General features: G+C 65.7%; 18 protein-coding genes, 1 tRNA gene and 1 pseudogene. 4 read left to right on the forward strand and 16 right to left on the reverse strand.

From position 1 onward, the window contains the following. The first annotated feature begins 115 nt into the window (after window positions 1-115). Window positions 116-1,924: an AMP-dependent synthetase/ligase gene (locus tag ASG86_RS06420; protein WP_056331722.1), complete on the forward strand. Its 1,809-nt coding sequence runs from the start codon at window positions 116-118 to the stop codon at window positions 1,922-1,924. A 239-nt stretch (window positions 1,925-2,163) separates the two neighbouring features. Here ASG86_RS06420 and ASG86_RS06425 read toward each other — a convergent pair whose 3' ends face one another. Continuing rightward, the gene (locus ASG86_RS06425) at window positions 2,164-5,562 is read right to left on the reverse strand and encodes a pyruvate carboxylase (RefSeq protein ID WP_056331724.1); all 3,399 of its coding nucleotides are present in this window, start codon (window positions 5,560-5,562) and stop codon (window positions 2,164-2,166) included. A 302-nt stretch (window positions 5,563-5,864) separates the two neighbouring features. Between ASG86_RS06425 and ASG86_RS06430 the strand changes: the two genes are divergently transcribed. After that, entirely contained in the window at window positions 5,865-6,683 is an 819-nt protein-coding gene (locus ASG86_RS06430) for a ParA family protein (protein WP_056331726.1), read from the forward strand. A 72-nt stretch (window positions 6,684-6,755) separates the two neighbouring features. On the opposite strand, the gene ASG86_RS06435 is transcribed toward ASG86_RS06430, so the two are convergent. The 5 genes from ASG86_RS06435 to gcvH form a co-directional block, all read right to left on the reverse strand. Continuing rightward, window positions 6,756-7,349: a MerR family transcriptional regulator gene (locus tag ASG86_RS06435; RefSeq protein WP_018763528.1), complete on the reverse strand. Its 594-nt coding sequence runs from the start codon at window positions 7,347-7,349 to the stop codon at window positions 6,756-6,758. Window positions 7,350-7,581: 232 nt separating this feature from the next. Then, window positions 7,582-8,085, reverse strand: coding sequence for a bifunctional nuclease family protein (locus tag ASG86_RS06440; protein ID WP_056331728.1), 504 nt, complete (start codon window positions 8,083-8,085; stop codon window positions 7,582-7,584). Then, window positions 8,085-8,801, reverse strand: a complete 717-nt coding sequence (gene ftsR / locus ASG86_RS06445; RefSeq protein ID WP_018763526.1) for a transcriptional regulator FtsR — start codon at window positions 8,799-8,801, stop codon at window positions 8,085-8,087. Before ftsR ends, ASG86_RS06440 begins: the two co-directional genes overlap by 1 nt. A 23-nt stretch (window positions 8,802-8,824) precedes the next feature. Further along, window positions 8,825-9,301: an FHA domain-containing protein gene (locus ASG86_RS06450; RefSeq protein ID WP_056331792.1), complete on the reverse strand. Its 477-nt coding sequence runs from the start codon at window positions 9,299-9,301 to the stop codon at window positions 8,825-8,827. Between the two features lie 154 nt (window positions 9,302-9,455). After that, complete coding sequence (gcvH, locus tag ASG86_RS06455; RefSeq protein WP_018763524.1) at window positions 9,456-9,842, reverse strand: glycine cleavage system protein GcvH; 387 nt, start codon at window positions 9,840-9,842, stop codon at window positions 9,456-9,458. A gap of 168 nt (window positions 9,843-10,010) precedes the next feature. Here gcvH and ASG86_RS06460 point away from each other — a divergent pair, with 168 nt between their 5' ends. Further along, window positions 10,011-10,880 carry an Fpg/Nei family DNA glycosylase gene (locus tag ASG86_RS06460; protein ID WP_056331730.1) on the forward strand — a complete coding sequence of 290 codons (870 nt, stop codon included), beginning with the start codon at window positions 10,011-10,013 and terminating at the stop codon, window positions 10,878-10,880. Between the two features lie 141 nt (window positions 10,881-11,021). After that, the gene (locus ASG86_RS06465) at window positions 11,022-12,314 is read left to right on the forward strand and encodes a polysaccharide deacetylase family protein (protein ID WP_082566695.1); all 1,293 of its coding nucleotides are present in this window, start codon (window positions 11,022-11,024) and stop codon (window positions 12,312-12,314) included. Between the two features lie 101 nt (window positions 12,315-12,415). Here ASG86_RS06465 and ASG86_RS06470 read toward each other — a convergent pair. The 10 genes and pseudogenes from ASG86_RS06470 to ASG86_RS06515 form a co-directional block, all read right to left on the reverse strand. After that, window positions 12,416-12,492 (reverse strand) — tRNA-Pro (locus ASG86_RS06470). Window positions 12,493-12,628: 136 nt separating this feature from the next. Further along, window positions 12,629-14,176 (reverse strand): ribosome biogenesis GTPase Der, encoded by a 1,548-nt coding sequence (gene der, locus ASG86_RS06475; RefSeq protein ID WP_056331734.1) that lies wholly within the window; start codon window positions 14,174-14,176, stop codon window positions 12,629-12,631. Window positions 14,177-14,186: 10 nt separating this feature from the next. Next, a pseudogene (locus ASG86_RS06480) lies at window positions 14,187-14,865 on the reverse strand (lysophospholipid acyltransferase family protein). Between the two features lie 31 nt (window positions 14,866-14,896). After that, the gene (gene cmk, locus ASG86_RS06485; RefSeq protein WP_056331739.1) at window positions 14,897-15,610 is read right to left on the reverse strand and encodes a (d)CMP kinase; all 714 of its coding nucleotides are present in this window, start codon (window positions 15,608-15,610) and stop codon (window positions 14,897-14,899) included. After that, on the reverse strand, window positions 15,610-16,719 hold the full coding sequence (locus tag ASG86_RS06490; RefSeq protein ID WP_056331741.1) for a prephenate dehydrogenase: 1,110 nt from the start codon (window positions 16,717-16,719) through the stop codon (window positions 15,610-15,612). The genes cmk and ASG86_RS06490 overlap by 1 nt, the downstream gene beginning before the upstream one ends. A gap of 3 nt (window positions 16,720-16,722) precedes the next feature. Continuing rightward, entirely contained in the window at window positions 16,723-17,931 is a 1,209-nt protein-coding gene (locus ASG86_RS06495; protein WP_056331743.1) for a pseudouridine synthase, read from the reverse strand. A 133-nt stretch (window positions 17,932-18,064) separates the two neighbouring features. Next, on the reverse strand, window positions 18,065-18,739 hold the full coding sequence (gene scpB, locus ASG86_RS06500; protein ID WP_056331745.1) for an SMC-Scp complex subunit ScpB: 675 nt from the start codon (window positions 18,737-18,739) through the stop codon (window positions 18,065-18,067). Continuing rightward, window positions 18,736-19,551 carry a segregation and condensation protein A gene (locus ASG86_RS06505; protein ID WP_056331747.1) on the reverse strand — a complete coding sequence of 272 codons (816 nt, stop codon included), beginning with the start codon at window positions 19,549-19,551 and terminating at the stop codon, window positions 18,736-18,738. The genes scpB and ASG86_RS06505 overlap by 4 nt, the downstream gene beginning before the upstream one ends. A gap of 7 nt (window positions 19,552-19,558) precedes the next feature. Beyond that, a complete protein-coding gene (locus ASG86_RS06510; RefSeq protein ID WP_056331794.1) occupies window positions 19,559-20,458 on the reverse strand; it encodes a ParA family protein in 900 nt (299 codons plus the stop codon). Between the two features lie 230 nt (window positions 20,459-20,688). Continuing rightward, window positions 20,689-22,035 (reverse strand): cation:dicarboxylate symporter family transporter, encoded by a 1,347-nt coding sequence (locus ASG86_RS06515; protein ID WP_056331749.1) that lies wholly within the window; start codon window positions 22,033-22,035, stop codon window positions 20,689-20,691. Window positions 22,036-22,152 lie beyond the last annotated feature (117 nt).

Consider the following 22,152-nt stretch of genomic DNA (forward strand, 5'->3'; position numbering starts at 1 on the left):
CTCCCATTGACGGCTAAGTTACTCGCCAGTAGGTTTGTGTACTGCACAGTTCCGGCAGGGGTACTAGTCTTTAGGCAAACCCCTGCGCGGGACTTCAGATATCAAAGGAGCTATAGTGCGCGAATTCAGTGTTCCGCCCCTGGTTGTTGTCCCACCCGAGACCAACATCACCGATCTGGTGTTGCGGCAGGCGGCCAAGCCCAGCAACCCGGCACTGTTTTCCCGGCTCGACGCCGCAGGCTCGTGGCGCGATGTGCCTGCCACGGAGTTCCTTGCCGACGTGAAGACACTGGCCAAGGGGCTCATGGCCAGCGGAGTCGGAACAGGTGACCGCGTCGGCATCATGTCCCGGACCCGTTACGAGTGGGCTCTGGTCGACTTCTCCATCTGGTTCGCCGGGGCCGTGTCGGTGCCCATTTACGAAACCTCCTCCCCTTCCCAGGTTGCCTGGAACCTTGGCGATTCGGGCGCTGTGGCCGCCTTCGGCGAGTCCGCCCACCACGAGAACGTCATCCGCCAGGCCGTCACCGCCGAAGGACTAACGGCAGTGCAGCATGTGTGGCAGCTTGAGGGCCAAGGCCTGGACAGCCTCCGCGAGGCAGGCCGCGATGTCAGTGACGAAGAACTGGAGTCACGCAGAAGTGCAGCCGGCCTCCAAGACGTTGCCACGATCATTTACACGTCCGGAACCACCGGGCGCCCCAAGGGCTGTGAACTCACGCACGGCAACTTCGTTGAACTCTCGGACAACGCACTGGCCATCATCGGCGAAATAGTCCACGAGAACGCCAAGACCATCATGTTCCTGCCGCTGGCCCACGTCTTTGCCCGCTTTATCTCGGTGCTGGCCATGGCTGCCGGAACCACCGTTGCCCACACACCGGACATCAAGAACCTCCTGGCCGACCTGCAAAGCTACGAGCCCACATTCATCCTGGCGGTGCCCAGGGTCTTCGAAAAGGTCTACAACTCAGCCCTGACCAAGGCGGAGGACGGCGGCAAGGGCGCCATCTTCCACCGCGCCACCGAAACCGCCATCGCGTTTTCCAAAGCCCGGCAGGACGGCCGCGTCGGCCTGGGTTTGAAGCTCCGGCACGCCCTGTTCGACAAACTGGTGTACGGCAAATTGCGCGCCGCCATGGGCGGGCACGTTGCCCACGCGGTGTCCGGCGGCGGCCCCCTTGGCGAGCGGTTGGGACACTTTTTCCAGGGCATCGGCCTGCAGGTGCTGGAGGGGTACGGTCTCACCGAAACCACGGCACCCATCACGGTCAACACGCCGTCACGGATCAAGATCGGCTCGGTGGGCAAGCCCCTGCCGGGGAACGCCGTGAAGATTGCCGACGACGGCGAGATCCTCGCCAAGGGAGTCTGCGTCATGCGGGGCTATTACCGGCGGGAAGACCTCACGGCGGAGGCGTTCACCGATGGCTGGTTCCATACCGGTGACATCGGCCGGGTGGACGATGATGGCTTTGTCTGGATCACCGGCCGCAAGAAGGAGATCATCGTCACCGCCGGCGGCAAGAATGTCATCCCCGCGCTGCTTGAAGACCAGATCCGCGCCGACGCCCTCGTGTCGCAGGTCCTGGTGGTGGGCGACAACAGGCCCTTCATCGGGGCCCTGGTGACCCTGGACCAGGAAGCCCTCCCGGGCTGGCTCCAGCGCCACGGACTTCCGGCCGACACCACCTTGGAGCAGGCCGCCTCGAATCCAGTGGTCAAGGCAGCGGTGCAGGACCTGATCACGGCCGCAAACACATCCGTATCCCAGGCCGAGGCTATCAAATCCTTCCGCATTGTCCCGGCAGACTTCACCGAGGCCTCCGGGCACCTGACCCCGTCCATGAAGGTGAAGCGGGCGCAGGTGATGAAGGACTTCGAAACCGTCATCGAGGAAATGTACTCGGCCCCGCGTTCCTGACCCCGGGGGCGGAGGCGGACCCCGATCCTCTGCGTGCTATTCCCCGCGCCCCGCTAAGGCCGCTTCGCGGCGAGCAGGGGCGCGGGGCCCCTTTTACGCACGCTGCCGGACCGCGGCCCGCCTGTACCCACTACCGAACCGGCCTGCCGTAACTCGAGCTTGGTCCCTTGGAACAGGAGAAGGCCGCTCCCAATCAAATCGGGAGCGGCCCTCTTCCTGTCGCTGGCGTTTGTTGCTGCTTACTGCTCGATGACCAGCAGCAAATCGCCGCCCTGGACCTGCTCCACCGAGGAGATGGCGAGGCGGGAAACCTTGCCGCCCACCGGCGTCGTAATCGATGCTTCCATCTTCATTGCCTCGATGGTTGCCACCGTGTCGCCGGCTTTTACCTCGTCGCCGGGCTTGACCGTGACGGTGACGGCGCCCGCGAAGGGCGCGGCCACGTGGCCGGGCTGGGCGGGATCGGCCTTCTCGGCGGCCTTGACGTTGCTCACGACTGAACGGTCGCGCACCATGACTGGCCGGGACTGGCCGTTGAGGGTGCACATGACCGTGCGCATGCCCTTCTCATCCGGTTCCGAGACGGCCTCCAGGGAAGCGATCAGCCGGACACCGCGCTCCAGCTGGATCTCGTGCTCGGTGCCGCGCTGGAGCCCGTACAGGTAATCACGGGTGTCCAGGACCGAGATGTTCCCGTACGTCTCCACGCTCTTCAGGTAGTCCTTGGTGGGCCCGTCGAAGAGCAGCCGGTTCAGCGTGTGCTGGCGGGTCTTCGAATCGGACTTCAGCGCGGCGCTGTCCTCGGCGCTGAGTTCCACGTCGCGGACCTTCACGCTCCGGCCCTGAAGGGCCTTGGTGCGGAAAGGCTCCGGCCAGCCGCCGGGAGGATCACCGAGCTCGCCGGACAGGAACCCGATCACGGAGTCCGGGATGTCGTAGTTCTGCGGGTTCGCCTCAAAATCTGCGGGGTCGGCGTTGAGGCCCACCAGGTGCAGGGCGAGGTCGCCCACCACCTTGGAGGACGGCGTCACCTTGACCAGATGGCCCAGGATGCGGTCGGCCGCAGTGTACATGTCCTCGATGGCTTCGAAGCGCTCCCCCAGGCCCAGGGCCATGGCCTGCTGGCGCAGGTTGGACAGCTGGCCGCCCGGGATCTCGTGCTTGTACACGCGGCCGGTGGGGCCGGGCAGGCCGGACTCGAACGGTGCGTAAACGCGGCGCACGGCCTCCCAGTAAGGCTCGAGGGAGCTGACGGCGTCCAGGCTGAGGCCGGTGTCCCGGGGGGTGTGGGCCAAGGCAGCAACAAGGGCCGACGCCGAGGGCTGGCTGGTGGTTCCGGCCAGGGACGCCGAGGCAACATCCACGGCGTCCACGCCCGCGTCGACGGCTGCCAGGAGCGTGGCCAGCTGGCCGCCCGCGGTGTCGTGGGTGTGCAGGTGGACCGGGAGGTCGAACCGTTCCCGGAGGGCTGCAACCAGCTTGGCTGCAGCCGCCGGGCGGAGCAGGCCGGCCATGTCCTTGATGGCCAGGATGTGGGCGCCGGCGTCGACGATCTTCTGCGCGAGCCCCAGGTAGTAGTCCAGGGTGTAGAGCTTCTCCTCCGGGTCCAGCATGTCCCCGGTGTAGCAGAGCGCCACCTCAGCGACGGCGGTGCCGGTGGCCCGGACGGCGCGGATGGCCGGTGCCATCTGGCTGACGTCGTTCAGGGCGTCGAAGATACGGAAGATGTCGATGCCAGTGGCTGCGGCCTCGTTGACGAACGCCTCGGTGACCTCTTCGGGGTACGGCGTGTAGCCAACGGTGTTCCGGCCGCGCAGCAGCATCTGGATGCAGACGTTGGGCATGGCGGCGCGAAGGGCAGCAAGCCGGTCCCAGGGGTCCTCCCCCAGGAAGCGCAGAGCCACGTCATACGTTGCCCCGCCCCAGGCCTCCACGGACAGCAGCTGCGGAAGCAGGGCCGTGACGGCCGGCCCTGCGGCAACCAGGTCCCGCGTGCGGACACGGGTGGCCAGCAGGGACTGGTGGGCATCACGGAAGGTGGTATCAGTGACGGCGACGGCGGTTTGTTCACGCAGCGCCCTGGCGAAGCCTTCCGGGCCGAGCTCAAGGAGTTTCTGGCGTGAACCCGGCGCCGGCTGCTTGCCTTTGACGTCGGGCAGCTTGTGGGCGGGGTTGGAGTGCACTGTCAGTTCGCCGTTGGGCTTGTTGACGGTGACGTCGGCCAGCCAGGTGAGGAGCTTGGTGCCGCGGTCGGCCGAGACGCGGGCCTTGAGCAGTTCGGGGCGCTGGTCAATGAAGTTGGTGGCCACATCCCCGGCGATGAAGTCCGGGTCATCCAGGACGGCCTGGAGGAAGGGGATGTTCGTGGAGACGCCGCGGATGCGGAATTCGGCCAGGGCGCGGCGGGCACGGGCCACGGCGGCCGGGTAGTCCCTGCCGCGGCAGGTGAGCTTAACCAGCATGGAGTCGAAGTGCGGGCTGATTTCGGCGCCGGAGTAGACCGTGCCGCCGTCCAGCCGCACACCCGCGCCGCCGGCCGAGCGGTAGCCGGTGATCTTTCCGACGTCGGGCCGGAAGCCGTTGGCGGGATCTTCCGTGGTGATGCGGCTCTGCAGTGCTGCGCCGCGCAGCTTGACGGAGTCCTGGGAGAGGCTAAGGTCGGCGAGGGTCTCGCCGGAGGCGATCCGCATCTGGGCCTGGACCAGGTCCACGTCCGTGACTTCTTCGGTGACCGTGTGCTCCACCTGGATGCGCGGGTTCATTTCGATGAAGACGTGCTGGCCTGCCCGCTCGCCCTCGGTGTCGACCAGGAACTCGACGGTGCCGGCGTTGACGTAGTTGAGCGCCTTGGCGAACTTCACCGCATCGCGGTAAAGGGCCTGGCGGATGCCCTCGTCCAGGTTGGGGGCCGGAGCGATCTCGATGACCTTCTGGTGCCGCCGCTGGATGGAACAGTCACGCTCGAAAAGGTGCATGACGTTGCCCTCGGCGTCCGCGAGGATCTGCACTTCGATGTGCCGCGGGCGCAGGACCGCCTGCTCCAGGAACATGGTGGGGTCACCGAACGCCGCATCCGCTTCACGCATGGCTGACTTAAGGGCTTCGGGCAGGGCTTCGCGGGTATCCACCCGGCGCATGCCGCGGCCGCCGCCGCCGGCCACAGCCTTGGCGAAGATGGGGAATCCGATCTCATCGGCAGCGGCCAGGAGCTCGTCCAGGTCCTTGGACGGCTCGCTGGACTTCAGGACCGGCACACCGGCTTCGCGGGCCGCCTTGAGGGCGGCGACTTTGTTGCCTGCAAGCTCCAGCACCTCGGCGGGCGGACCCACGAAGGTGATTCCGGCTTCCTTTGCCGCCCGTGCCAGGTCCGGGTTTTCCGAGAGGAAACCGTAGCCCGGGTAAATGGCGTCCGCTCCGGACTCCTTGGCAACCCGTACCACCTCCGCCACGTCCAGGTATGCCCGGACGGGATGGCCTTCCTCGCCAATCAGGTACGCCTCGTCCGCTTTCTGGCGGTGGATCGAGTTTCGGTCCTCTTGGGGAAAAACGGCAACGGTCTTGGCGCCAAGCTCGTAGCCGGCGCGGAAGGCCCTGATCGCGATTTCACCGCGGTTGGCCACCAGAATTTTGGAAAACATGCTTCTCCTGCATCATTGCGGGGTGGACTGATGAGTGGTCACAGTGTCTAGGACCTACAAGGACAAACACAAATCTTTGTGGCAACAGTCACAGATTTTCCCGTCATGTCCCGATCGCTTTCAGCCTTGCGGGCGGAAACCGCCCCGACAGCACAGTCGGTGCCATGCCGACGCCCGGTAAGGCGGGATTCGCCGACGCATCAACATATGATGAGTAGGGCGGCAGGACCGTCCGGCTTCGGCTCTGCCGAGGCAAACATTACTCCCAACACGGCATCCGGCGTTAGGTTTTGGTCTCTCAAGTGCAAGTAGTCAGCATCAGCAGCCTCAAGGGTGGAGTCGGCAAGACTTCCGTCACCACAGGATTGGCGTCTGCGGCGCTGGCCGCCGGAGTACGCACGCTGGTGGTGGACCTGGATCCGCACGCCGACGCCACCACAGCCCTCGGCGTACAGCCGGGCGACCACCTGGATATCGGCAGGATGCTGAAGAGCCCGCGCAGGGCGAAACTGGCCGAAAACGTGGTCCGCAGCAGCTGGGCTGACCGCACCCCGTCGAACGGTGCCGGGCCTGCTGTGCTGGATGTCGCCGTCGGCTCTGCCTACACGGGGATCTATGACCGGCCGGACCTTGGCCGCCGCGACCTTCGCCGCCTTTCCGCCGTGCTCGCCGGCGCCGAGGATTACCAGCTGGTCCTCATTGACTGCCCGCCGTCGCTGAACGGCCTGACGCGCATGGCGTGGGCGTCCAGCGACAAGGTTGCCCTGGTCGCCGAACCCGGCCTGTTCTCGGTTGCCGGCACGGAACGCACCATGCGCGCCATCCAATTGTTCAAGCAGGAGTTCGCGCCCAATCTGTCACCGGCAGGCATCGTGGCCAACCGCGTCCGCAGCGGCTCTTCAGAGCACACCTACCGCCTGGCGGAAATGGAATCGATGTTTGGCGAACTCCTGCTGAGCCCGCGCATCCCCGAACAGGCCAACTGGCAACAGATCCAGGGCGCCGCCCACCCCGTCCACCACTGGCCCGGGGATTCGGCGAAGTCCGCGGCAGGACTGTTCGACGAACTGCTGTCCAATCTGATGGCAGCCGGCAAGGGCCTGCGCAGCCGCACCCGCTGAAACGCCTGTACAACAAACAGGGCCACCCTCCAGCTGGAGGGCGGCCCTGTTTGTTTAAGGTATATGTACTGCTTAGCTGATCTTCCGCGCGGCCCGCCGCTTGCTCAATTCGTCGTCCGGAAAGGACTGTTCGGCGGCATGCTCACTGGGGAGGGAGGCCAGGCTGCCTTCCACCTCGCGCCATACCCGTCCCACCGCAATGCCGAAGACGCCTTGGCCGCCCTGGACAAGGTCAATGACTTCGTCCGCGGACGTGCATTCATAGACACTGGCGCCGTCGCTCATGAGCGTGATCTGGGCCAGGTCCTCGACGCCCCGCTCCCGCAGGTGTTCAACCGCGGTGCGGATCTGCTGAAGGGAAACGCCAGTGTCGAGGAGCCGCTTGACCACCTTGAGCACCAGGATGTCCCGGAACCCGTACAGCCGCTGGGAGCCGGATCCTGCCGCGCCGCGGACGGCCGGCTCAACCAGCCCGGTACGGGCCCAGTAATCAAGTTGGCGGTAGGTGATGCCTGCCGCCTTGCAGGCAGTAGGACCACGGTAGCCCGCGTCCTCGTCCAGTACTGGCAGGTCCTCGGTGAACAGGAGGCCCTGGGCACCGCTCACTGGCACAGCAACACCAGCCGTGGGCTGCTTCAGCCCGCCTGCTTCGCCTTTGGGACTCACCTGGATCCTCCTTGTCGTACGCTCCCGGGAACTGATACGGCAGCCTTGGCATGAAGACCATGCGTGTAATTTTTCCGCGGGGCGCACTTTCCAGTGTGACTTGCGCGGCTGCTGTAAGCAAGGGAACTTGATACTTCGACGTTAGGCCCGGCGGGTCCCGAGGTCAAAGACCTCAGGGGCTTGGAAGAGGCGTGTCGAAACTTTCAGGCTTAACTTTAACCTTAACGTGACCTTAGCCGTCGAAATCCTCGGGTTCCACGTCGTCAAGGAACTCGCGGAAACGGCGCAGTTCGCGCTCCTCATCCACTGTGGGGCCCGGCTCCGCGTCCTCGCCCTCATCGTGTTCGGTAATGCGGACGCCGGCCTCGTCCATGACGGAGTCGGCGCACCAGATCCGGCACTTTGCGCGCAGCGCCACCGCAAGCGCGTCGGAAGCCCGGGAGCTCACGGTGGTTCCGTTCTCGAACTGCAGCTGCCCGTAAAAGATGTTGTCCTCCACCGCAACGATGTTGACGCTGACCACAGAGTGCCCCAGCGACTCCACGACGTCCACCAGGAGGTCATGCGTCATGGGCCGGGGCGGCACCACGCCCTGCTGGGCAAGGGCAATGGCGCTGGCTTCCGGGGTGCCGATCCAAATGGGAACGTGGCGTTCGCCGTGCATCTCCTTGAGCAGGACCAGCGGCTGGTTGGAAGGCAGTTCGATGCGAACGCCTACAATCTCGACTTCGATCATCAGATGTCCATGCGTGAGATGTGGTCCTGCACCAGGGCCCGGTGCAGGGTGAGGCAGAGGTCGCTGATTTCGCGGGCGGCCTCGGCCGCGCGCGCCTGTGATGCAGAGTCCTTGCGCGAAGCAAGCGGTGCCACAGCACGTTCCACCAGGCCGAATTCACGTTCGGCTGCTGCCTGGAAGGGCCGCAGGTGCCGGGGTTCCAGGCCGTGGCTTTCCAGCTGGACACAGGCGCGGGCAACCTGGAGGGCGTGTTCGTCGAACTGGCCGTTGCTGTGGCTGATGAGGCCGAAGCTCAGCAGTGACTGCAGCAGGGGCACACTGGCGCCGGATTCGGTGCGCAGCTGTTCCTCGCTCAGTTTCCGGCCGCGGTTCTGCAACTCGGCGGCCAGCTCGTCAGAAACGATACGCGGGGAAACCACGACGCCGGGCGGCAGGTTCTCCGGCCGCTCCCCCCTGTCGATGGCATCAAGGTAGTCCTTGATGACTTTCAGGGGCAGGTACTGGTCCCGCTGCAGGGCCAGCACGAAGCGCAGCCGCTCCACGTCGCCGTCGGAATACTGGCGGTAGCCGGCAGGGGTGCGCCGGGGGTTGATCAGGCCCTTTTCCTCAAGGAACCGGATCTTCGACGCGGTCATGCCAGGGAAGTCGGCGCTCAACTGGGCGAGGACTTCGCCGATGTTCAGGACCTGGGGGCCCCGGCGTTCCGGTTGTGCCATTGCCACAGGCAGCGGTCCCCGGTTCAGCTGCGGCCTGCAGCCGTGGCAGGGCTCAGGTAGAAGGTGAGGCGGAACTTGCCGATCTGGACTTCGCTGCCGGACTTCAACTCCACGCGGTCCACGCGGTCATGGTTGACGTAGGTGCCGTTGAGGCTGTTCTTGTCCACGACTTCGAAGCTGCGGGCCGTGCGCCGGAATTCGACGTGGCGTCGCGAAACAGTGACGTCGTCCAGGAAGATGTCCGCGTCCGGGTGGCGGCCCGCGGTGGTCACGTCCGAATCCAGCAGGAACCGGGCGCCGGCATTGGGACCGCTGTGAGCCACGAGCAGGGCCGACCCGGCAGGCAGGGCTTCCACCGAGTTGCGCTCGTCCGAGGACAGCCTGGGCGCGATGGTGGGTTCATCAGTGACGGGGGTGAGATGGATCGAGGTGGTCTCCGACGCCTTAGCCGCACCCGTGCCGTAATCCCCATCGGCAGGGTTGTGTCTGTGGCCAGCCATGGATTCCTCCTCTTTGACGTTGCGGGCTTCAACCCGCAACCAACGTTTGCTCTCCGGCCCTGCCAACAGGTCCGGCACCGGCACCCGATCCGGGGCTGACGTGCGGAGACGCCTTGCCTGCGGCGCGGGGCCGGACCGGAAATACCGGTTAGCTTTAGCCTACCTGTTGTTCGTACTCCGATGCACTGAGCAGGGACTCAACGGCGTCAGGTTCGGCGAGTTTGACCTCGATGAGCCAGCCGTCGCCGTACGGATCAGTGTTGATCAGGGCCGAATCGCTGTCCAGGGAGTCGTTCCGGGCCACCACTTCGCCGGAAACCGGTGCGTAGATGTCGCTCACGCTCTTGGTGGACTCGACTTCACCCACCACTTCGTTTGCCGTAATCTTCGTGCCGACTTCGGGCATCTGGGCGTAAACGACATCTCCGAGGGCGTCCTGGGCAAAATCGGTGATTCCCACGCGGACCACGCCGTCGGCATTGGGGGCCGTGACCCACTCGTGTTCGGCGGTGTAGGACAGGTCTTCGGGAATGTTGCTCATGGGGGGCCTTTCATCGGGGTACGCGCCAAATGTCAAAAGGGGCCCGTAAAACGGGCCGCCGCTGAAAGTATAGGCACAACTGCCGGGGCCGGCACGGGGCTTTCTGACAAGATGGGAGCCATGAGTGCAAGCACTGGTGCAGCATTCCGGGGACAGGGCAGGTAGCCCATGCCGGAACTGCCTGAAGTGGCCGGCCTGGCCGCGTTCCTTGACGAACAGCTGCGGGGCTGCGTTGTGTCGAAGCTGCAGATTGTCTCCTTCGCAGTGCTCAAGACCGCCGACCCACCCTTCCACGCCATCGAAGGCCGCACCGTGTCCGGCGTCCGCCGGTTCGGAAAGTTCATCAGCATTGACACGGACGGCATTTCCCTGGTGTTCCACCTGGCACGCGCGGGTTGGGTGCGCTTTACGGACTCACCCGCCGGCAGCCAGCTCCGGATGGGCAAGGGCCTCATCGCGGTGCGCGCTGCTTTCTCCGGTCCGGACGGGCCGCGTGGCTTGGATTTGACGGAAGCAGGCACCAAGAAGAGCCTCGCCGTCTACGTCGTGCGGGACCCCCAGGAGGTCCCGGGCGTCGCCGCCCTGGGTCCGGACCCGTTCACTGAAGCGTTCGACGTCGGCATGCTGGGTGAGATCCTCGCCGGCAGCTCCCAGCAGATCAAGGGACTCCTGCGCAGCCAGAGCGTCATCGCCGGTATTGGCAACGCCTACAGCGACGAGATCCTGCATGCCGCCCGGATCTCACCGTTCGCCATCGCAAAGTCCCTGGACCGGGAGACGGTGCAGGTGCTGTACGACGCCATCCACAACGTGCTGGGGGAAGCACTGGCCGAGGCAGCCGGCAAACCGCCCAAGGACCTCAAGGACGTCAAACGCAGCCACATGCGCGTTCACGCCCGGACCGGACAGCCCTGCCCCGTCTGCGGCGACACAGTACGGGAAGTCTCCTTCGCGGACACCGCCCTGCAGTACTGTCCCACGTGCCAGACAAAAGGCAAGATCCTGGCCGACCGGAGGACCTCGAAGTTCCTCAAATAGGAAGATCCGGCAGGCAAGGCGTCCCGAGGCTCACCAGTCAGCCATTGCGATTCGGGACTTCCGGTCCTACCCGGGCACGCCTCTGGGGCGTAGCGTCTTAAACCAAGGTTCGCATGCCTCGATCAGCACGAAGGGGTCACAATGCGCCGGTATCGACCCGCCGTCCTCGGAATGGCCTTGGCCCTCGCCCTCGGCGGTGGCCTCGGGGGCACAGCCCTGGGCCCGTCGGCGGCCGCCGCAGCAGAGGCTGCGCAACGGAGCGTCCCGGCGTCAATGGTGGTCGAGCAGGCCGGCGACGACGCGATCGTCCAGCACTATGAGCAGCTCGGCGGCACCGCATCGTTTCTCGGCGGGCCAGTCGGCAGCGCGTATGACATCGCGGGGGGTCGCGCCCAGGAATACGCCCGCGGCACCATCTACTGGAGCCCCGGCACCGGCGCACACGAACTGCACGGKGAAATCCGCAGAAACTACCTCACACTCAACGGCCCCGCAGGCTTCCTGGGCTTCCCCCTCACCGACGAAACCGCCACCCCCGACGGAGTGGGCCGGTACAACCACTTCAGCGGCATGGATGGCGGCTCGTCGATCTACTGGTCCCCCGCCACGGGAGCCCATGAGGTGTACGGAGCTATCCGGGCCCAGTGGGCGGTCCTTGGTTGGGAGCGCAGCCGGCTCGGCTACCCGACCAGCGGCGAATACAGCATCACGGGCGGGCGCCGGAACGACTTCCAGCACGGTTCCATCCTGTGGCACGCGGCCAGCGGCAGGACCGAGGTCATCTACACCAGTATCCCGCCGGCGATCATGGGCGTTGACCTCGAGCGCATTCCGACCACGCAGAAGGTTGTCGCGCTCACGTTCGACGCCGGCGCCAACGACGCCGGCCTCCGATCGATCCTCGCCACCCTCACGGCCAATGGCGTTCCGGGCACGTTCTTCCTCACCGGAAACTGGGTCAACCAGTTCCCCTCCGATTCAGCGCTGATCTACAACTCGGGGAACCGGATCGGCAATCACTCCATGTCCCACCCGGATTTCACCACCCTGACCGATGCCCAGATCGCGGCCGAGATCAGCAGCGCGCAGAGGACCATCGAGGCCGCTGGAGGCGACCCGGTCCCGTTCTTCCGCTTCCCGTTCGGCGCCCGCAATTCCCGCACGATCGCAGACGCCAACGCCGCCGGCTACGTTCCGATCCGGTGGACCGTTGACACCCTGGGCTGGCAAGGCACCATGAACGGAACGCGCGGCCCTGGCTTCATCGTCCAGCGCGTCCTGGCTTCCGCGCAGCCCGGGGAGATCGTCCTGATGCACCTTGGCTCGAACCCCGACGACGGCTCAGCGCTCGACGCCGAGGCCCTTCCAGAGGTGATCTCCCAACTCCGGGCGGCAGGCTACGGCTTCGTCACCCTCGACGCCGCACTCGGCTGACCGGGGACCCACGGCGGACGTAGGGCTTTTGATGGTTTCGCCGGCCGGCCCAAATCCGGGCACGAAAAAGCCGCGGAAACCCTGAAGTTTCCGCGGCTTTGTGGTCGGGCTGACAGGATTTGAACCTGCGACCCCTTGACCCCCAGTCAAGTGCGCTACCAAGCTGCGCTACAGCCCGCTGGTTCCGCCGTTCTCCGCTGAACTCAAACCCGAGGATTTTCATCAGCAGTCCGGCCGAACCACCTAGAAGAGCTTACACGATCCGGAGGGGTGCCGGTGACACTTTCCGGCGATCAGCCCCAGGTGTGTCGCAATTAACGCTTGCGGCCGCGCTTTTCGCGGACGCGCATGCTGACCTCGATCGGCGTGCCTTCGAATCCGAAGGTCTCCCGGAGGCGGCGGGTGATGAACCGGCGGTACCCGGGGTCCAGGAAGCCCGTGGTGAACAGCACGAACTTCGGCGGCCGGCTGGAGGCCTGGGTGCCGAACAGGATGCGTGGCTGCTTGCCGCCGCGGACCGGGTGGGGGTGGGCAGCCACGAGCTCGCCCAGGAAGGCGTTGAGGCGGCCGGTGGCGATGCGCTTGTCCCAGTTCTCCAGGGCAAGGTCCAGGGCAGGGACCAGGCGGTCCTTGTGCCAGCCGGTCTTCGCCGAAATGTTGACGCGCGGCGCCCATTCGACGTGTGCCAGGTCCTGCTCGATCTCGCGCTCCAGGTAGCGGCGGCGTTCGTCGTCCAGCAGGTCCCACTTGTTGAAGGCCAGGACCAGCGCGCGCCCGGACTCGATGGCCAGCTGCAGGATGCGGACGTCCTGTTCGCTGAGGACCTCGTCCACGGCGAGGAGCACGACGGCGACCTCCGCCTTTTCGAGCGCGGACTGCGTCCGGAGGGAGGCGTAGTAGTCGGCACCTTGGGCCATGTGCTGGCGTCGGCGGATGCCTGCCGTGTCCACGAACCGCCATGTGCGGCCGCCGAGTTCGATGAATTCGTCCACCGGGTCGCGGGTGGTTCCGGCGGTGTTGTCCACCACCACCCGTTCGGATCCCGCAAGCTTGTTCAGCAGGGAGGACTTACCCACGTTGGGCCGGCCAATGAGGGCAATACGGCGGGGGCCGCCGGAGCGGTCCGTTCCCTCGATGGTGGAAAACTCCGGCAGCACCTCCATGACGTGGTCCAGGAGGTCCGCCACACCGCGGCCGTGCAGTGCCGAGACCGGGTACGGCTCACCGAAACCGAGGCCCCACAGCGCAGCGCTGTCAGCCTCCTGGGCGAAATCGTCAACCTTGTTGGCCACCATGATGACCGGCTTCTTGCTGCGGCGCAGCATCTTCATGACGCCTTCATCCGTGGCCGTGGCGCCGACGGCGGAGTCCACCACGAACAGCACGGCGTCGGCCAGTTCCACGGCCATCTCGGCCTGCTCTGCGACCCGGGCATGGATGCCGCGGGCGTCGTGTTCCCAACCGCCGGTGTCCACCAGGGTGAAGTTGCGGCCGTTCCAGTTGGCTGAATACATGACACGGTCGCGGGTGACGCCTGGGGTGTCCTCCACCACTGCTTCGCGGCGGCCCAGGATTCGGTTCACCAGGGTGGACTTCCCCACGTTCGGCCGCCCGATGATCGCCAGGACGGGGTCCAGCTTGACCGGCCCATCAAAGTCCTCGTCGCCGTACTCCCCGCTCAGCAGCGCGGCATCGTCCTCATCAAGCTCATAGTCCTCGAGGCCGGCGCGGAGTGAGGCGGCACGCAGCTCCGCTTCGTCGTCGCCAATTGCCGCCAGCCGTTCGGCAACCTGGTCCGTGCCTGTGGGGGTGTATTCGTCCTCGGCGCCGGAATGCCCGGAAGTCTGGGTGGTGTCGCTCATTGCACTGTCCTTAGTGGTCATCTGCCGGCGTCCCCGGCTACTGCTGTCAAGTCGTTGTGGTCAGCGAAGGGCAGTGGCTGCCCGCTGAGTTGGATGGTGTCCTGGACGTGCCCTGCCAGCGCTGCACGGATGTCCTGCGCCGCCCTGTCCATTGAAGCACGCCCGCTTTCGCCGGCCCGGCGGGCCAGGGTAAGGGCTGAGCCGAAGCTGACGTGGAAGCGCCGTCCGGGCCGCGGAACGAAGTCCAGGTGCTCATTGCCCTGCCGGGTGCCCAGGACGGCGACCGGAACAACGGGGGCCCCGGAGTTCAGTGCCAGCCAGGCCACGCCGCCGTTGATGTCCGCCGCTGAGCCGCTCCCCCGCGTCCCTTCGGGAAGAATCCCCACGCAGCGTCCGGCGTCGAGCACGTCCTTGCAGCGCTGCAGCGCAGCCCGGTCCCCCCGCCGGTCCACGGGAAGCTGCCCGGAAGCGGTGAGCACATGGCCCAGGAAACCCTTGAACATCTCCTGTTTCACCAGGATGTGCATGGGCCGCGGTGCCGCGCCGAACATGACCGGCCCGTCCAGGAAGCTGATGTGGTTGGCGGCGAAGATCACTGGCCCGCCGGTGGGGACGTTGCTCCTGCCCGTCACGGTTGTCCGGTAGACCAGGTGGTCCAGGATCCAGCCCACCGGCCTGCTCCACGCCATGGTCAGGCCGGACGGTAGGGCACCTCGGGCGTCAGTCACGGTTGAGCACCTTGGTGACGATCACGAGGGCGGCGTTGACGGTCTGCTCGAAGTCCAGGTCAGAGGAGTCCAGCGTCACCACCCCGGAAGCGGCCTGGGTGAAGTTCACCACGGTTGAGTCCCTGGCATCCCGGTGGGTCACCTGGGCCGCCAGCTGCTCGGCGTTCTGCGTCCCGCCCAGCTGGATGCCGCGCCGGCGCAGGCGGGCTTCCTCGCTGGCGGTGAGGAGCATGCGCACCTCGGCTCCGGGCGCGACGACGGTGGTGATGTCCCTGCCTTCCACCACCATCCGGCGGTGGTGCTTTTCGATGAGGTCCCGCTGCCGGCGGATGAGTTCGGTCCGGGCACCAAGGGTGGTGGCCACGGAACTGACCGCGGAGGAAATCTCCGGCTCCCGGATGGCGTCGGTGACATCCACGCCGCCCACCCGGACGTATTCCTCCTGCGGGCTGGTGCTCAGTTCCAGCACAAAGTCCCTGGATGCCTGCTCCACGGCGGCACCGTCGTCAAGGTCGATGCCCTGCGTTAAGCAGTACCAGGTGAGGGCGCGGTACATCGCTCCGGTATCCAGGTAGGCCAGCCGCAGCCTGCGGGCAACCTCCTTGCTCACGCTGGATTTACCGGAACCTGACGGTCCGTCGATGGCGACCACCAGCGGCCGGCCGATGCGCAATGCGCGCATGGTTTCGAGGAGTTCCTGTGTCATTACTGAAGTACCCGCCATCCGCGGTCGTTGAGAGCTTCGATCAGGTGGTCGTGCTTGTTCGGCAACACAGACAATTCCACCATGCCAACGTTCTGTCCGGAGGAATGGTCCAGCCGAAGGTCTTCGACGTTGACGCCAATTTCGCCGATTTCGGTGAGCAGCTGCGCGATCTGGCCGGGCTTGTCATCCACCAGGACGGTGAGCCAGGAGTACGCCTGCGGGGGGCCTCCGTGCTTGCCGGGAATCCGGGCCTGCCCTGCGTTGCCTTCGCTGATGAGCTGTGCGAGGTCCAGCCGGGCACCCGGTGCGGTGGGCTGTTCCAGCGTTCCGATGAGGCGGTTCAGGTCCTCGCGGACGCCATAGAGGATCTCCACGACTTTGGCCGCGTTCCCACCCAGAATCTGCACCCACAGGGTGGGGTCGCTCGCGGCGATCCTGGTGACGTCGCGCAGCCCGTTCCCGGCCAGGGACAGGGCATGGAGCGGAGTTCCCTGGAGGCGGCTGGCGAGCAGGGAGGACATGACCTGGGGCAGGTGCGACACCAGGGCCACCGCCTCATCATGTTCGTCCGCCGTGAACTGCGAAACCACTGCCCCCAGGTCCGAGGCGAGCGACCGTGCCACCTGCAGGGCAGCGCCGGACGTCTCCTCTGATGGGCACAGCACCCAGGGCATGGAGGTGAACAGCTCGCCCCGCGCGGCGACCGGACCTGACTTTTCCCGCCCGGCCATGGGGTGCGTGCCCACGTAGCGCGTGAGGTCGGCACCGAGGCTGCGCAGCCGGGCCAGGATGTCCGCCTTCACACTCGCAATGTCCACCACGACGGCGTCGGGGTACTCAGCGAGCGCTTTGGACACGACGTCGGCAGTAACGTCCGGCGGAGCGGCGACCACCACAAGCTGGGGCTTGGCGCCCCGGAGCTCCGGCAAGGGACGCCCGGCACCAATGTCCACCGCCACCGCCTGGTTGGTGGGTGAGGGGTCGGAAAGGAATACCGGTACGCCACGCCCGCGGAGGCCCAGCCCAATGCTGGTGCCCAGCAGTCCGGTGCCAATCACCACTACGGGACCATCCAGGTGGCCGCGCCCCTGGCTTTTGAACGCGGACACGCGTCAGAGTCCTACGGATGCCAGCAGGTGGCCGACTTCCTGCTTGCCCAGGTTGCGGATGCTGCCCTGGCGCTGGTCACCGAGGCCGATGGGGCCTACCTTGACGCGGACCAGCCGCTGGACCGGGAAGCCGACGGCATCGAAGAGGCGTCGGACAATCCGGTTCTTGCCCGAGTGGAGCACAACCTCGATCAGCACGTGGCCCGGGGTGGAGTCCACCAGGCGGAAGGAGTCAACGTTCGCGAAGCCGTCCTCCAGTTCCACGCCGGACTTCAGCTGGGCGCCGACGCCCTGTGGGAACGGCCCGCGCACCTGCACCAGGTAGGTCTTGGGGACCTCGTAGGACGGGTGGGTCAGCCTGTTGGCGAGTTCGCCGTCGTTGGTCAGCAGCAGCAGGCCTTCGGTGGCGACGTCGAGCCGGCCCACGTGGAAGAGGCGTTCCCCGGTGTTCTTGTTGCTCTTCAGGAAGTCGCTGATGCAGGGCCGGCCCTCGGGGTCCTCCATGGTGGACACCACGCCCTTGGGCTTGTTGAACACCATGTAGACCAGGTTCTCGTCCAGCTGGATCCGCAGGCCGTCAACGTGGATGACGGCGGTCTTGGGATCGACGCGCATGCCCAGTTCCGTGACCACCTGGCCGTCCACCTCAACGCGGCCCTCGGCGATCATCTCTTCACAGACGCGCCGGGACGCGACTCCTGCGGACGCCATGACTTTCTGAAGGCGCACGCCGTCGGCATCGTGGAGTTCCGACTGCGGAACGTTGCCGCGCGGACCCTTCTTCCGGCCGGGTTTGCGGACCGGACCCAGGTTCTGGCCGAAGCGTTCGCTGCCAAAGGCACGCGAAGCTGCTGCGCCGGGAGTGCCGGTACGCGGTTTGGGCTTCAGGGCGCCGGGAGTTCCGGGAGCCTTCTTGGCGCCGGGCTTGCGGGCAGCGGGCTTTCGCGACGACGGCTTGGCGCCACGGGCACCCTCAGCTGGACGTCCCTGCTGGTCCCCCGCCAGATCAGGATCGATGAAGCGTTCCTCGCGCGGCTTGGGGCTGCGGTGCGGCCGGTCTCCGCCGAAAGCAGGGCCCCGCTTGCCTGTTCCGCCGCGGGAGCCTCCCCTGAAGCCGCCGCCCTGTGTGCTGCGCTGCTGGGAATTGTTGCGTTCGTTCCCGCCGCGTCCCGAACCGTTACGTGGTGAACCCTGGCGTCCCGCCTGTGTCATGACCCGTCCTTCAATGTGTTTTGGCCGGCAAAGATGTCCAAGGACAACCCTAGCCAGCCGTGCAGACTTCGTCTGCCCTGATAAAAAACCTGATAAAACCTGCTGATGGGACAGGTGCCGGCAGGGCGCCTGCCTACATCGTCCCGGCGTCGTAGAACTCTGCGATCCCGTCGAGCCCCGGAAGGTGCGGCGACAGCTGCGGCAGGTCCCCCACTGAACTGATTCCCATCCGTTCGAGGAAATAGGAGGTGGTCCGGTAGAGGATTGCGCCGGACTCGGGATCGGTTCCCGCGTCCTCGATCAGCCCGCGCTGGGCAAGCGTCCGTACGACGGAATCAACATTGACACCGCGAATTGCAGACACCCGGGCCCGGGAGACGGGCTGGCGGTACGCGATGACCGCCAGTGTTTCCAACGCCGCCTGGGTAAGCCTGGCCGTCTGCCCTTCAAGCACATATTTGCCAACGATGTCAGCAAACTCGGTGCGCGAGTAGATCCGCCAGCCACCGGCGATGTTCCGCAATTCAAAACCCCGGGGGCTGGAACCGATGCCAGCGTGACTGGCATCCTCCATCTCCGGGGCTTTAACAGTATAGCCGTTATACTCACGCTGCAGTTCTGCCAGGAGGGAGCGGACGGTATCGGTGGCCAGGCCCACTCCCGCCGCCAGCTCCTCTTCGGTGGCGGGTTCGTCAAGGACCATGAGCACCGCTTCGAGGGCAGCCTTGGCGCCGCCGGGGAGATCGTCGAAGTCCGGGCCGTGGTCCAGGTCCTCCCGGGACGCCCTTTCCTGCGGCTTGGGGTTCACGGCTGCTCCTCATACTCTTCGCTCAGGTTTTCTGCAGACCAGTCCCGGCCTTCGGCGGTCCAGTGGATGGCAAGCTCGGCCAGCGGGGAGAGCTGGTCGAATGCGACGGCCCGGTCCCGGAACAGTTCGAGGAGGGCCAGGAACCTGGCCACCACCACCAGGGTTGAATCGGCGTCGGCAATCAGGGAACGGAAGGTCTGGGGCGACTCCTGTTGAAGGCGAAGCCCCAGCATCCTCGCTTCTTCCTTGACGCTGACGGTGCTGCCGTGCAGGTGTCCGAGGGCCACCTGCGGCGGCTGGGCCGGCGCTTTGGGCCGGAGCGCGGCCTCGGCCAGTGCGGCGAACTGCTGCGGTGTGTGCTTCCAGACCAGTTCGGGGAGCATCGCCGCGAAGTGCTCCTCCAGGGCCACCTGCCGCGGAAAGCGCCGGCCTTCCTGGTGCAGGGTTTCGCCCAGGATTCCTGCCACCTGCTTGAACGCCTTGTACTGCAGCAACCGGGCAAAGAGGAGGTCGCGCGCCTCCAGCAAGGCGATGTCCTCGTCGTCCTCCACTTCGCCGGCAGGAAGGAGCCGCGCTGCCTTGAGATCAAGCAGCGTGGCGGCGATCACCAGGAACTCGCTCGCCTCATCCAGCGCCCATTCTTCGCCAAGCTGCTGCAGTTTCCGGATGTACTTGATGAACTCATCCGTGACGGTGGCGATGGCCACTTCGGTGATGTCCAGCTGGTGCTTGGCGATCAGTCCCAGGAGGAGGTCGAACGGACCCGTAAAGTTGGCCAGCCGCACCTCGAAGCCGGGTTTGGATTCGGCCACGGCGTGGTTAGGGTGCGCCGCCGCGGGAGATCAGCTCCTTGGCCAGCCGGCGGTAGGCATCGGCGCCCACGTGGTTTCCGGCATAGCTGGTGATGGGCTCCGCGGCCACCGTGGCGTCTGCGAATTTGATGGAGCGCTTGATGACGGTTTCGAAGACCTTGTCGCCGAACGCCTCCACCAGGCGGGTTATCACTTCGCGGCTGTGCAGTGTCCGGGCGTCGTACATGGTGGCCAGCACGCCGTCCACCTGCAGCCGCGGGTTCAGCCGGTCCTGGACTTTGTCGATGGTTTCGACCAGCAGCGCCACGGCGCGGAGGGCGAAGAACTCGCAAATGAGCGGGATGATCACACCGTGGGCTGCCGTGAGGGCATTCACGGTCAGGAGGCCCAGGGACGGCTGGCAGTCGATCAGGACAACGTCGTAATCGTCTTCGACTTTCTTGAGGGCACGGTCCAGGACCTGTTCGCGCGCAACCTCGTTGACCAACTGGACTTCCGCGGCCGAGAGGTCGATGTTGGCCGGCAGCAGATCCACGTTCTCCACACCGGTCTGGTGGATGGCGTCGCGGATATCCACCTTGCGGTCCATCAGGACGTTGTACACGGTGAGGTCCAGTTCGTGCGGGTTGACGCCCAGGCCGGCCGAGAGCGCACCCTGGGGATCGAAGTCCACCAGCAGGACACGGCGGCCGTACTCTGCCAGCGCTGCCGCGAGGTTAATGGTGGAGGTGGTCTTCCCCACGCCGCCTTTTTGGTTGACCATGGCGATCACGCGTGCCGGACCGTGGGAGGGCAGCGGCGCGGGTTCCGGGAACTCCCGGTATGGGCGCCCGGTGGGCCCCATCACCGCGTTTTCCAGGTCGAATTCCGTGCCCTCCAGAGTTGCTGAACCCTGTTCGCTGCTCACGTATCTGTCCACACTTTCGATGACGGTGATTTCCTGCCGCTGGCTCACCAGCGCCGTTCGTTCTGCTCCCTAGGTTACAGCGCCCGACACGGTATTCGACGGAACTTGACTTTCCGCGAATGTTGAGCCTTGACCCTCTAGCTGAGGTCGAAGGTTGAAGTGGCGGCCAACGCGAAACCGCCCCCGCAGCATCGCTGCGGGGGCGGTTTCGTGGGGTGCACGGGTGGCGGTTAGGCCTTGGCGGCCTCGCGTGCGCCCTCTTCCTTGGGCGCCATTTCGCCGTGGTGGTGGACCATCATGGTTGCTTCGTCGAAGGGTTCTTCGCCGGAGAGCACCCGGCCCACCTGGCCGCCGTCGATCTCCTTGACCCAGGTGCCGATCAGGACGGTGGCCACCGCGTTGCCCGTGAAGTTGGTCAGGGCACGGGCCTCGGACATGAACCGGTCGATGCCGACGATCATGCCCACGCCGCCGAGCAGTTCAGGCTTGTGTGCCTGCAGGCCGGCCGCCAGGGTTGCCAGGCCGGCGCCGGTAACACCGGCGGCGCCCTTGGAGGCGATGATCATGAAGATCAGCAGCGAGATCTGCGCGCCGAGGTCCAGCGGCGTTCCCATGGCGTTGGCGACGAAGAGCGAGGCCATGGTCAGGTAGATGGCCGTACCGTCAAGGTTGAAGGAGTAGCCGGTGGGGACGGTGACGCCGACGACGGGCTTGGAGACGCCCAGGTGTTCCATCTTCGCGATCAGGCGGGGCAGTGCCGCTTCGGACGATGAGGTGGAGAAGATGAGGAGGTATTCGCGGGCCAGGTACTTCATGAGCTTGAAGATGTTGACGCCGGCCACTACCTGCAGCAGTCCGCCGAGGATGACCACGATGAACAGGGCGCAGGTGATGTAGAAGGCAATCATGAGGGTGAACATGCTGATGATTGCCTGGAAGCCCGTTGCACCAACGACGGCGGCGATGGCACCGAAGGCACCTACCGGAGCCAGCCACATGATCATGATCAGGATGCGGAACACGAGAGCCTGGCCGTAGCTGACGGCCTTGAGGATCGGCGCACCCTGGGCGCCCATCTTCTGCAGCGCGAAGCCGACCAGGATGGCTGCCAGCAGGGTGGGCAGGACGGGAACGTCGCCGGGAATGATTCCGAGCAGGAAGTCCACGGTGCTGTCCGTGGCGGCCTTCTTGTTGGGGTCGTACGGCGTCAGCTTCAGGCCCTCACCCGGGTGGATGATGTTTCCCACCACAAGGCCGATGGCCAGGGCGAAGGTGGACATGACGATGAAGTAGCCCAGGGCCAGGCCGCCGACCTTACCGACGGTGGCCGCCTTGGCGATGGAGCCGATGCCCAGGACGATGGTGCAGAAGATGACCGGGGCGATCATCATCTTGATGAGCTTGATGAATCCGTCACCCAGGGGCTTGAGGGACTTGCCGACTTCCGGGAACAGCAGGCCGACGGCTGCGCCGAGGATCACGGCGACGATGACGGCAATGTAAAGGTAATGCGATTTGTCCAGGCCTTTGCGCCGCGTCTTCACGGTGTCAAGGGACTCTCCTCGTTGAGAAGCCATGATGTGTCTCCTTATGGATAATCTGATAGACGCTGGGGCACAGTCTCTGGGCTCATCACGTCCTTGCGGTGTGATATCCATCATTGGCGACGCCGTGATCCAGCTCACCGTTGCGTT

The organism is Arthrobacter sp. Soil764 (genome assembly GCF_001428075.1).
Lineage (GTDB): Bacteria > Actinomycetota > Actinomycetes > Actinomycetales > Micrococcaceae > Arthrobacter.